This is a genomic window from Paenibacillus sp. J14, from assembly GCF_000518465.1.
GTDB classification, from domain to species: Bacteria; Bacillota; Bacilli; order Paenibacillales; family Paenibacillaceae; genus Fontibacillus; species Fontibacillus barengoltzii.
This window is the reverse complement of record NZ_JADQ01000055.1, coordinates 19,669-30,961: the sequence shown is the minus strand read 5'-3', so window position 1 is coordinate 30,961 and position 11,293 is coordinate 19,669. Positions and strand designations below refer to the sequence as shown.

Sequence of the window (11,293 nt, the reverse complement as noted above, 5' to 3'; positions counted from 1 at the left end):
TATAAATATGGAAATCGGAAATTTTGGGCGGAGGGATACTACGTAAGCACAGTGGGCTTGAATGAGGCCACTGTCGCAAAGTATATCCGCGAGCAGGAAGCACATGACCAGGCAATCGATAAACTGAGCGTCAAAGAGTATGAAGATCCATTTAGCAGAAACGGTAGCAAGAAAAAGTAAACCAGTTTAACTGGTAAGTGAAAGTGACAAAAACACTGAGCCTGAACAATTTTATTGTCAGGCTAGCGTCTTTAGGCGCAGTTTGGCAACAAGGGGTTATACCCCAAGAGCAAACCACCCGTTGGACGGGTGGTTATGATTATATATCATAGACGGCTAACTCGTCCTCAATGGCTTGCTTCACGAGCTGGATACACTCTTCCGTCGTCTTGGCAAAGACGCGTTTGCCGTTCACCAGTGCATAAGGTCTGAGCTTGCATAAGCCACATAAACTAAGACAGTCCTGACGCATTACGGCAATTTCGGGGTATTCCTCTTCCAGCTTCTCCAGCTCAAGCGCGCTCATCAGGTTGCTGTCGCACACCTCAACGATTACGATGCCCAACCCCATGACGTCTTTCACCCCAAACTATTAGGCTAATGATGCTTGAACCCTCATTATGAAATTCACGAACCGATTTGTCAATGGCTGCGAACGATTTAACATACTTAATATACATATATGTTGACTAAGTCGATCTGCGGATTTATAATTAGTCTTGTCGGAATTACTACTACATATTGAAGAAAGGATGGATTTAGAAATGGCACATCAATTACCTGCATTGCCTTACCCGAACAACGCGCTTGAACCTCATATCGATGAAACAACGATGATGATTCACCATGATCGTCACCATAATACGTATGTAACGAACCTGAATGCAGCTCTGGAATCCGCTCCAGAATTGCAATCCAAATCCGTTGAAGAACTGATCAGCGATCTGGACAGCGTGCCAGAGAGCATCCGCACTGCTGTTCGCAACAACGGCGGCGGCCATGCGAACCACTCCCTCTTCTGGGAAACCATCGGCCCGAACGGCGGCGGCCAACCTTCCGGCAAACTGGCTGAAGCGATCAACAACGAGCTGGGCGGCTTCGACAAATTCAAAGAAGACTTCACAAAAGCAGCTACCACTCGCTTCGGCAGCGGCTGGGCTTTCCTGGCCGTAGATGCTAACGGCAAATTGTCCGTATACAGCCTGCCTAACCAAGACTCTCCGCTGATGGAAGGCAAAACGCCAATCCTTGGCCTGGACGTATGGGAGCATGCTTACTACCTGAAATACCAAAACAAACGTCCTGACTACATCGCCGCTTTCTTTAACGTCATCAACTGGCCTGCAGTTGAGAAACGTTATGAAGCAGCGCTGAACAAATAAGTTTGCGTGTTGGCGTAACGCCTGCACGAACGCATAAGGGTGTCCACTGGACCGGTTAACCGGCTCGGTGGGCACCCTTTTTTTCATGTAACCCGTGGGCCCTATCCTCTCCGAGCAACGGACTCTCGTACAACCAACGTCGGCGGGACCTGCCAGTGAATCTTCTCTCGGGAACGCCCAAGGTCAGACAAGAGCAAGCTTATAGCGGCATCGCACATCCGCTCCTTCTCCACCCGCATCGTCGTCACATGTAACCCTTCGCTGTTGACGTAAGGCAAATCGTCAAATCCGGCGATCGAGACATCCTCCGGGAATCGTTGGTTTCGCTCCTTCAAGAGACCAGCCAGCAAATAAGCAATGCGATCATTCCCGCAAAAAAACGCCGTCGGCCATTCCTCTAATCCATCCAGAAATTGCGCAATTTCCGCCGTAGTATAATCATATCCCTTGGACGTCGTCAAGCAAGCCGCCTCCCGAATCATGAGCCCCTGCTGTTTCATCGCTCTCTCAAAGCCAAACCAGCGCTCCTCATGACTGGTCGACAGATTCGTGGGTCCGATAAACCCAATGTCCCGATGGCCGGCTTCAATTAAATGAGATACCGCCGTATAGGCCCCCTCTATATTATCCGAGGTGACAGCCGGACAAGGCAGATCGTGATAGTAGGAATCCATCAGCACCAGCGGCGTGTCCAGCTCCCATATCCGCTCCGCATACGCCCGGTCCACAATCCCAAACAGAATGACTCCCCGGTACGGAATATCGGTGAACGGTCCCGGCAGCAAACGTGCTGCTTCCATCTCTCGGTCAAGCGGGGTGATAACGGCGTTAAGCCCTTTTTTGCGCGCGCTTCGTTCCAATCCCCAAATCATATCGTGAAAAAACTGAAAATGATCATTATCCTGATAGCTCATGATCCGTTCGGGAACGAGCACCAGAATATTCGCTTGTCCGCTCTCATGGTGCGCGTATGGGCCATACCCCAGCTCTCGCGCGGTTTCGTGCACGCGACGGCGCATCTCCTCACTGACGCCCTTTTTGTTCATTAGCGCCAAGGACACCGCATTTTTAGAAATTTGCAGCCGGTCGGCGATATCCTGCATAGAGACTTTCTTTTTGCGCCCCATTCTTTTCATTCCTTTCGAATCATGCTACACTTAACCTACATAGTACTTTACAAATATTTATTTTGTCAAGTTTGTCAAGTTATGAATCTTCACTTCCACAGGAGGAATGAACGTTGAGTTATGCAATTGGTATCGACATCGGGGGCACAAAAACGGCCATCGGGTTGATTGGCAAGGACGGTGAAGTGCGGGCGAAGGTTTCACTGCCGACCGATCAGACGGTAGGGCCTGAAGTGATGGTCGACCGGATGGCTGCAGCCATCCAAGACATCATTACCGCCCAAGGTATCGCAGAGTCCGAGCTTCTAGGCATCGGCGTTGGTGCTCCCGGCCCACTTAACACGAAGGAAGGTAAAATCGCCGAACCGCCGAATCTGCGGGGCTGGTGGAACTTCCCGATCGTCGACTCACTGAAGCGCTATTTCAGTCTGCCGATCCGACTGGAGAACGACGCGACCGCTGCGGCCCTCGCGGAAAAATGGCTTGGCGCTGCCAAGGATGCGGACCACTTCGTGTTTATCACAATTAGTACGGGGATTGGAGCCGGGATCTACTCCCACGGCAAGCTCCTCACTGGAGCAAGCGGGAATGCCGGCGATGTCGGTCATATCGTTGTGGATCCGTCCGTCGGCACCTGTGTGTGCGGGCAGAAGGGCTGCTGGGAATTCGTAGCCTCCGGCACCGCGGTCGCTAGACAAGCTTCGGCGCTGTTGGGCCGTGAGGTTTCTTCTAAAGAAGCTTTTGATTTGGCGGCGGCTGGGCAACCTGTGATTCAGGAGCTTGTAGCCAAAGTCTTCGAAAATATCGGCGTTGGCTGTGTAACCCTCATTAATACGTTTGATCCGGAGAAGCTGGTCATTGGCGGCGGTGTATCTCAGGTTGGCGAGCCGTTGTTCAACGCGGTGCGGGACTACGTGTCCAAGTACGCGCTGAATCCTTCGGGCCGTCAAACCCCTATTGTTCCTGCTGCGCTTCATCAAGACGCTGGCTTGATTGGCGCCGCTGCCCTAATCCATATTCCATACTGATCCTACAGACAAAAGGAGTCCGATAACGATGAATGAACCAATTTTTTTGCAGCCGATTTTCCAAGAACGCATTTGGGGCGGCACCAAGCTCAGAGATTTGTTTGGCTATGACATCCCCAATGACCACACCGGTGAATGCTGGGCCGTATCCGCTCACCCGAACGGGCAAAGTGTAGTGAAGAACGGGCCGTACCAAGGCATGAAGCTGGGGGATTTGTGGACCTCTCATCCGGAGCTGTTCCGCTCCTCGTCCAAGGTGTTCCCATTGCTGACGAAAATTCTCGACGCCTCCGACGACTTGTCGGTGCAAGTGCACCCAGACGATGAGTACGCTGGCAAATACGAGAACGGCGAGCTGGGCAAAACCGAATGCTGGTACATCGTAGATGCCGAACCGGGGGCTGTCATCATTTACGGCCATGAAGCCAAAACCAAAGAAGAACTCGTCTCGATGATCGAAAACGGCGAGTGGGATCGCTTCCTGACGAAAGTACCCGTGAAACCAGGTGACTTCTTCTATGTTCCAAGCGGCACGCTGCACGCCCTGGGGAAAGGCATCGTTGTGCTTGAAACGCAACAAAGCTCGGATACCACCTACCGTGTGTATGACTATGATCGCCGTGACAAAGACGGCAACACCCGTGAGCTTCATCTGGAGAAAGCGATCGACGTCACCACCGTTCCGCAAGCGTATGAACCCATTTCTTATGTAACGACGCAGCGCGGCGGCCTGACGGTCACTTCTTTCGTCTCCAATTCCTTCTTTACCGTGGAAAAATGGAACGTCTCCGGCGAAGAAACCGAGGTTGACGCGAACGAGAAATATACAATCTTCAGCGTGCTTGCCGGTAACGGGAAGCTGACGGCAGGCGGACAAAGCTATGATCTGGCCAAAGGCGAGCACTTCATCTTGCCAGCAGGCTTTGGTCCTTACCGCTTAAGCGGGGAGCTCGAAATGATCATGTCCCACGAATAATTCCAGGCCAAAAAGGACGGAAGCGCTCATCCATACGATGACGACATCCGTCCTTTTTACCTATCGCTTTCCTCTAATTTAAGCTTGAATATACCGATCGTTTAAAATCCGCATATGGTGCTCCGCATGCCCGGCGATGATATAGGCGATGGCACGGGCTGTGGCCGGATAGTCGGCTACGTACCCCTTGCGGGCCCATGCTTCGTCATCCAGCTGACGAACCAGCGCCAACGTGGATTGCCGCACGATCTCGAAGCCCTTTACGATCTCCTCCATCGACTGGCGGTCAAACCCGGCATGACGGGCGAACAATTCCTCCTCGAAGCCTGGAAGCGGCGTCGTATCGCCGCGGGCAATCCGCAGCATACGGTATTGCATGACCCGTTCCGTATCCGCCATATGGCCGATGACTTCCTTCACGCTCCATTTTCCTTCGGCATACCGGTAGTTTGCTTGCTCTTCACGAATACCTGCCCACTTCTCTCGAAGCCGCTTCGTCTGCTCCTCCAGAAACTTAACGAACTCCCCCTCAGGCACCATCTGAATGTAAGGTTCAAAATGTGGGGCGTATTCCCCTGTCTGCGGCCGAATCAACATCTCCAACATTCCTCCTTCATGAACGTAATCAATCCTATTCCTCGTCTTCCCACACTTCATCCATTAAAGCGCGGATATGACGGCTTCTCTCTTCTGTTTCCCGCAGGTTGGGAACCCATTTCGTGCCGTTCCATTCCACAACATCTCCCGGTTTGACCTTAGGATCCACCTGGGAACGCGGGACATTTCGGAGCTTCCCGTCCGATTCCAAAATGCATAAATCGCCCTCAAAGCCTTCCACGATATGGCTCATCTTATCCTACCTTTCCGTTGTGATCCGGTAGCCCTCGCCGTCGCTGGCGATCTCCACGGTACCCTGAAGATCGTTGCGATAGACCTCTACCTGTTGCTTGGACAGCCGATCCAGGATCGTTTTCGTCGGGTGCCCGTAAGAATTCTCTCCCACCTGGATCACCGCATATTTTGGCTTCACTGCATTCAAAAACTTGGCCGTTGTTGAAGATTTCGAGCCATGGTGCCCGACCAGCATAACGTCGGCGCGCAAATTCACTCCGGATTCTAACATTGCCCGTTCGCTCTCCGATTCAGCATCCCCGGTTAACAGAAAAGAAGTGCGGCCATATGTTACCTTCACAACGGCACTCATGTTATTACTGTCGTCGGTCACGGTCACCGGTGCGATCATACTCACCTTCACCTGCTCGTCCCAGGCTAGCTCCAGGCCCGCTTTGGCGGTCTTCACCTTCAGCCCTTTGTTCCGAATGGAGTTCAGCAAGGACTCATATGTCTTCGTATTGGACTGGATCCTTGGCATGTAGATTTCGCCGATGTCCAAACGATCGATGACCCGGTCCAGCCCGCCGATATGATCCGCATCTGGATGTGTCCCAATCACGATATCCAAATGATTTACGCCATAAGAGCGAAGGTAGTCCAGCATCGCCTGCTCCTGGTCATTGTTGCCGGCATCAATCAGCATCGTATGCCCGGAGGGGCTGATCAACAACTGGGATGCACCTTGTCCCACATCCAGAAAAATCACGCGTAGCTGACCGTCTCCTTCCACTTCGGAAGCAACGGAGGTGTTCTCCGCCAGCCGCCCCGCAACTTCTTCCCAGTTCGCTGCGCTGCAGCCTGCAAGAAGTACGCTTAAAAACACCAAAAATACGCCAATAACCGTCCAACATGTCTTCTGCCTAATCATAGATGTTAATCCTTCCCAGAACATTTGTTCTAATTATAGCGGATAATCGAGCCTTAAATCAATCAAAATTTAGCAAATAGCACATAAAAAATAGTTAGTTCATAAAAAAGAGTCTGCCTTTCCAAAGGCAGACTCAAATGATTCATGTTCGATCTTATTTCACTGAAACGCTGATAGATACCTTTTTGCCGCCATACTCTGCTTTGATGGAAGCAGAGCCCTTGGCAATCGCCTGAATCTGACCAGCCGACACTTTCGCAACGTTCGCCTTGGAGGTTGTCCACTTCGCGCTGCCCGTTACCGTGGCGACCTTGCCAGTATCGTACGTTGCCGTCAGGACAACCGTTTTGGCCGCACCAGGAGCCAGCTGCAGCTTCTTCTCGCTAACCTCCAGTTTCACCAGCTTCGGAACCACATTCACTTTCACGGTAACGACATTGCCTTGATAAGAACCTGTGATCGTCGCGGTTCCTTCAGCGACAGCCTTCACCGAAGAGGATGATACCGTAGCAACGTTCACATCGGAGGAGACCCAGCCCATTTTGGAGGACAGGGTGACTTTCTTGCCGTCTGCATAATACCCCGTTACCTTGATCGATTTCGATTTCTTGATGTTAAGCTCGATCGTTTGCGGCTCTACAACAATCTTGGTGATTTTCGGCTCAATAGAGACCGATATATTGAGGGTCTTGTTCTCGAAAGTTCCTTTCAGCGTGGCCGAGCCTTTGCTGAGACCTTTCAGCTTCTTGCCGTCTGCTGTCGACTTCAACACCGCATTGGAGCCGGTAACGCTCCATTCAACGCCAGCCGGATTCGTTTGCTCTACACCATTTTCATAGACCACCGTGATTTCCGGCAGCGCATTTTCTTCACCGATGACGATGTTCATTGAAGTTTGCGTGGCGAGAAGCGTCAGAACCTTTTCTTTCACGTTGACTTTAAGCGCCACTTCAGTTCCGCGAATTGGGAAGTCCGCGTTCGGGGTCAGCCCTGTTCCGGCTTCTGCCAGCTTCCCGGTCAACGTAACTTCGGCAGATACAACCGAGTCATCCAGATCCTTCGTTACGATCTTTCCATCCTCGACTACCGCGATATCCTCTTGGCTCGAGGTCCACGTGATGGCATCGCTGAGATCGATGGATTCTCCGTCCAGCTTCGTGCCGGTCACCTTCGGCAGGCTCGCCGATCCGCCTACATAGATATCAAGCTGCTCTTTCTCGATTTTGAGCTCGGTCACCGTAGGAAGTACCGTAACTTTGAAGCTCTTGCTCACGCCTTGATAGCTGGCTTTAATCGTAGTTGATCCCGCCGCTTTGGCCGTCACAACACCGGTGTCACTTACAGTCGCAACTAATTTATTGGAAGAAGTCCATTCCGCACTATTGCTGACGTCTTGAGTTTCGTTTGCCTTCACTCTCACGCCGGCATTTACTGCCAACGTTTCCCCGATGAAGAGTGTCTGATCGCCGGACGGCGTGAGCAGAATCGCTTCATACGGGGCTCTTACGTAAATGTCGACTTTGGCTTGCTCGCCATAATAGGTTGCCGTAATCGTCGCTTTCCCCGTCGATACGATTTTAACCGTTCCGTCTTCAACTGTAGCAACGCTGGTATCCGAAGAACTCCAGGTGGCTTTTTCCGTAACGTCGTTTGTCGTATCCGGGTCGCTCTTCAGCACCGTTTTCACCTTAAGTTCTACTTCTTTATCTGCCACGATCAACTCAAGGTCTTCTTTATCCTGAATTTCCGTGTCTGTCGTTCCAGACGTCTTGTACAATTTCAAGCCGGAGTAAGGCGACGTCACCTTCGCTTTGAACGAAGCAGTCAAACCGGCATATTTCGCTGTAATCGTCGCTTCCCCTGTACCGGTCAGCGTAATCTTGCCCTTTTCAACAGTCAGTACACCCGTATTCGAGGAAGTCCAATCCGCCTCATCCGTTACATCCTTGGGTTCCACAGACGTGTTATCCACCTTCGCCTTAGCGGTGACGGTCAGATCGGAGTCAGGGGTGTCCAGACTATATTTTCCGTCTAATTTGTAGTCCAAAGTTAATTCAGTGTAGGTGTCTGTAACTTTAATCGTAATAGACGATACCGACCCGACTTCAGTCGTTGGATTTTTATATTCCGCCGTGATGATCGCAGTACCGCTCTTCAGCGCGGTGACCAAACCGCCGGCACTAACCTTGGCTACGGTATCATCACCGGACGTCCAAGTTACAGTAGAAGTCACATCTTTGGTGCCGCCCCCTTCAAGCCCAGCCGTTACTTTAAGCTGCTTCGTTTTCCCCACGCCGAGTTCAACGGTCGTACCGGCTCCATCGATATTAATCTCCTTGATGTCCCCAGATGCTGCAAATGCGCCCGTAGGAGCAAGTACCGAAAGGAGGAGCGTCAAGACGAGCATCCAATACGTCATCTTCCTGTTAGCCAACATTGATTCCTCTCCTTTATTCTCATTGCTGATGTACCGGAACCTTTTTCCAGCCTTCTCCCATTTTATATCGACATTTAGTAGATATTTCGTAACGTTTTTCGTCAAAATAATCCATTTGTCCTATAAAAAAAATAGAGCACACTCAATAAACGAGTGCACTCTATCTTCACAAATGCCGAGGACCGGGCTCGAACCGGTACGGTAGTCACCTACCGCAGGATTTTAAGTCCTGTGCGTCTGCCAATTCCGCCACCCCGGCTTGTTCAAAAATTCCGTATTTATGATTATATACAGAATTCCAATCAATATCAACCCAAAATTCATGCTGTCTTATTCCGATAAACTATTCAGTTAGGAATTATGGTAAGTTAAGGTTAGTCTTGCGAAAAAAGGCTTGAATTTCAGGAAAGGTGAGGTTAGCATTCATGCACGAATTGAAAATGGCAGTTACGCTGGGTCATCAAGTGGTCATTCAACTGCATGACGGACAATTGATGACCGGACTGCCGAAGTGGGGTTCAGCGCCTGACAAAGTACATCTGCGCACAACAGAAGGGGCCGTCTGGGTGAATCTCGACGAAATCCATCACGTGACGCGAATCATTCCATTTGGAAAATCTTTTTAATTTTTTCTGCAACCTTTTCCAATACTCATCGTCTAGAGGTTGTCAAAAAATACTAGACGAGGTGATCACCATGTTTAAACGTAATGTAGCCCTGTTGTCCGCCGCCGCCATTTTGAGCTTGTCTTTGGCTGGAGAAAGCTTTGCTGCTGCAGGGACCTTTAAAGATGTAAGCCAATCTGTCGCCAAAGACAGTATTTCTGTCCTGCAAGCGAAAGGCATCGTTCGCGGCGTCAGCGCCGACAGCTTCCTGCCGGATGACCAATTGACGACTAGCCAGGGCGTTCAGTTAATCGTCAATCTGCTGGGGTTGAAGTTGGATACTCCAGAAAACGCTGGTGATTATTTTGTCAATGTCAAGCAAGATGCCTGGTATGCCCCTGCGTTCTCGATTGCTCAAACTAACGGGTTTGATCTTGACGTCAACGTGAATCCGGACAAGCCTATGACGCGTGAGGAATTTACCCATCAGCTGATTTTGGCGATGGAGAAGCATGGCGATTTGCCGATGATCAATATCAAACCAATCGAATTTGCTGACGATGACCAGCTGACGGTTTCTTATCAAGGGACGGTTCAACGTGCGCTTGTGCTCGGGATCGCCCAGCTGGATGAGAACAATCAATTCCATCCGGGAGATCTGATTACCCGCGCAGAAGCGGCTCTCTTGACCTATCATGCGGTGGAATACTTGGCCGCACATCCTGCTCCGTCTCCGGACAGCAAGTGATCGCCTATTCGATAAAAATTGGAAGGACCGCCTTATGCGGTCCTTTTTTGATTTCCGTGAAAAGCTTAAATTTTAATAAAATTCACTAAATCGACAGATTTTTGCATTTTATTTCAGGATTTAGGGAGGATTTACAAAAACGGACATAGAAAACATAAGGGTACCGCTTTAATTTGGTGCAGAACAGTGACAGTACATGGAAGAGGTCGGACAATCACCAGTCGAAAGCGGACGGATGGCATTAATACCTCAACTAGGAGTTGTTCGTCATGGAACTCATCCTCAAAATTGAAGAGCTCCGGATGGAATTAAACCATCTTGCCCGAAGTAAACGTCTTGCGGATCGGGAAATGATCATGGTAAGTCAGCAACTAGATGAATTGCTAAATGAATACCATCGATTAATGATCCAGAAGCAAGTCAAATGATCTTTAGGGAGCTGTGACAACGGCTCCTTTTTTCTATTTTGATAAAAAGATCTCCCAAATACTGAAACTTACCATTGAGCTAGCCCGTATAGAAAACCCGATGTGTTCTGGCGTATAGATGAGGCCTGGAAAATATTCTAGTACTATCCGACAATTTTAAAAGGAGGAGAAATTTTATCGTTCAGCGAACAGGGATTATCCATGACGGAAAAGAGGTTGGGCAGGTTTTGTTTTACCTGATGATTTGGAGAGGCTTGAATCTTCTTACGCTCAGAAAAGTCTCATTTATTCACAATAAAATGGCCTACTACAAAACGCTCAACAGGAATCTACGAAACTTTGATTTTAATGATTGAAAAGCAAAAACCCCCTTGCCAAAGCAAGAGGGTTTTGCACTTATGGGCCCTACAGGACTCGAACCTGTGACCAATCGGTTATGAGCCGACCGCTCTAACCAACTGAGCTAAGGGCCCGGGAGAACTTGGATTGCGGGGGCAGGATTTGAACCTGCGGCCTTCGGGTTATGAGCCCGACGAGCTACCGGGCTGCTCCACCCCGCGTCATTAAATTGGCGACAATCAATAATATACACGATTCTCGCAGGGCACGTCAAGTCTAAGATTATGGAATAAATCGCACGCCGTATTTGCCCTTGCGCGATCGGAAAATTTCGATTTGCCGCATATCATCAAAACCATAGATCCAACCGTCTTGCTCCAACCGCCGGGCGAGACATCCCGCTTGGAATTTCGTTCGATACAGTTTATTGAAGTATACCCAACGCATGATTGTTTCGTCCA

Annotated in this window: 13 protein-coding genes, 3 tRNA genes and 1 pseudogene; 7 read left to right on the top strand and 10 right to left on the bottom strand. The window is 50.1% G+C overall.

The annotated features are described in order from the left end of the window. Nucleotides 1–180, top strand: a pseudogene (locus tag M891_RS0118155) (IS200/IS605 family transposase); the annotation flags it as partial. A gap of 139 nt (nucleotides 181–319) precedes the next feature. On the opposite strand, the gene M891_RS0118150 reads toward M891_RS0118155, so the two are convergent. Then, a complete protein-coding gene (locus M891_RS0118150) occupies nucleotides 320–571 on the bottom strand; it encodes a DUF1450 domain-containing protein (RefSeq protein ID WP_016311557.1) in 252 nt (83 codons plus the stop codon). Between the two features lie 193 nt (nucleotides 572–764). Here M891_RS0118150 and M891_RS0118145 point away from each other — a divergent pair, with 193 nt between their 5' ends. After that, nucleotides 765–1,382, top strand: coding sequence for a superoxide dismutase (locus M891_RS0118145; RefSeq protein WP_016311556.1), 618 nt, complete (start codon nucleotides 765–767; stop codon nucleotides 1,380–1,382). 101 nt (nucleotides 1,383–1,483) lie between these two features. On the opposite strand, the gene M891_RS0118140 is transcribed toward M891_RS0118145, so the two are convergent. Further along, the gene (locus M891_RS0118140; RefSeq protein WP_028539798.1) at nucleotides 1,484–2,509 is read right to left on the bottom strand and encodes a LacI family DNA-binding transcriptional regulator; all 1,026 of its coding nucleotides are present in this window, start codon (nucleotides 2,507–2,509) and stop codon (nucleotides 1,484–1,486) included. A gap of 113 nt (nucleotides 2,510–2,622) precedes the next feature. Between M891_RS0118140 and M891_RS0118135 the strand changes: the two genes are divergently transcribed. Beyond that, a complete protein-coding gene (locus M891_RS0118135; RefSeq protein ID WP_028539797.1) occupies nucleotides 2,623–3,537 on the top strand; it encodes an ROK family protein in 915 nt (304 codons plus the stop codon). 28 nt (nucleotides 3,538–3,565) lie between these two features. Continuing rightward, a complete protein-coding gene (gene manA / locus M891_RS0118130) occupies nucleotides 3,566–4,513 on the top strand; it encodes a mannose-6-phosphate isomerase, class I (RefSeq protein WP_028539796.1) in 948 nt (315 codons plus the stop codon). Between the two features lie 78 nt (nucleotides 4,514–4,591). On the opposite strand, the gene M891_RS0118125 is transcribed toward manA, so the two are convergent. From M891_RS0118125 to M891_RS0118100, 5 genes are all read right to left on the bottom strand, one after another. Then, a complete protein-coding gene (locus tag M891_RS0118125; RefSeq protein WP_028539795.1) occupies nucleotides 4,592–5,110 on the bottom strand; it encodes a DinB family protein in 519 nt (172 codons plus the stop codon). A gap of 34 nt (nucleotides 5,111–5,144) precedes the next feature. After that, nucleotides 5,145–5,363, bottom strand: coding sequence for a DUF3006 domain-containing protein (locus M891_RS0118120; RefSeq protein ID WP_016311551.1), 219 nt, complete (start codon nucleotides 5,361–5,363; stop codon nucleotides 5,145–5,147). A 6-nt stretch (nucleotides 5,364–5,369) separates the two neighbouring features. Beyond that, complete coding sequence (locus M891_RS0118115) at nucleotides 5,370–6,275, bottom strand: ComEC/Rec2 family competence protein (RefSeq protein WP_036700927.1); 906 nt, start codon at nucleotides 6,273–6,275, stop codon at nucleotides 5,370–5,372. A gap of 154 nt (nucleotides 6,276–6,429) precedes the next feature. Further along, nucleotides 6,430–8,712: an Ig-like domain-containing protein gene (locus M891_RS24140; protein ID WP_036700924.1), complete on the bottom strand. Its 2,283-nt coding sequence runs from the start codon at nucleotides 8,710–8,712 to the stop codon at nucleotides 6,430–6,432. Between the two features lie 173 nt (nucleotides 8,713–8,885). Next, a tRNA-Leu gene (locus tag M891_RS0118100) sits at nucleotides 8,886–8,971 on the bottom strand. 166 nt (nucleotides 8,972–9,137) lie between these two features. Here M891_RS0118100 and M891_RS0118095 point away from each other — a divergent pair. The 3 genes from M891_RS0118095 (at nucleotide 9,138) to M891_RS0118085 (ending at nucleotide 10,493) form a co-directional block, all read left to right on the top strand. After that, entirely contained in the window at nucleotides 9,138–9,338 is a 201-nt protein-coding gene (locus M891_RS0118095) for a hypothetical protein (RefSeq protein WP_016311548.1), read from the top strand. Between the two features lie 70 nt (nucleotides 9,339–9,408). Next, a complete protein-coding gene (locus M891_RS0118090; RefSeq protein ID WP_036700920.1) occupies nucleotides 9,409–10,065 on the top strand; it encodes an S-layer homology domain-containing protein in 657 nt (218 codons plus the stop codon). Nucleotides 10,066–10,334: 269 nt separating this feature from the next. Then, nucleotides 10,335–10,493 carry an aspartyl-phosphate phosphatase Spo0E family protein gene (locus M891_RS0118085; RefSeq protein ID WP_009225645.1) on the top strand — a complete coding sequence of 53 codons (159 nt, stop codon included), beginning with the start codon at nucleotides 10,335–10,337 and terminating at the stop codon, nucleotides 10,491–10,493. Nucleotides 10,494–10,892: 399 nt separating this feature from the next. On the opposite strand, the gene M891_RS0118080 is transcribed toward M891_RS0118085, so the two are convergent. From M891_RS0118080 to M891_RS25590, 3 genes are all read right to left on the bottom strand, one after another. Continuing rightward, nucleotides 10,893–10,966 (bottom strand) — tRNA-Ile (locus M891_RS0118080). Between the two features lie 13 nt (nucleotides 10,967–10,979). Then, nucleotides 10,980–11,053, bottom strand: a tRNA-Met gene (locus tag M891_RS0118075). Between the two features lie 61 nt (nucleotides 11,054–11,114). Then, nucleotides 11,115–11,279 (bottom strand): hypothetical protein, encoded by a 165-nt coding sequence (locus M891_RS25590; RefSeq protein WP_009225643.1) that lies wholly within the window; start codon nucleotides 11,277–11,279, stop codon nucleotides 11,115–11,117. Nucleotides 11,280–11,293 lie beyond the last annotated feature (14 nt).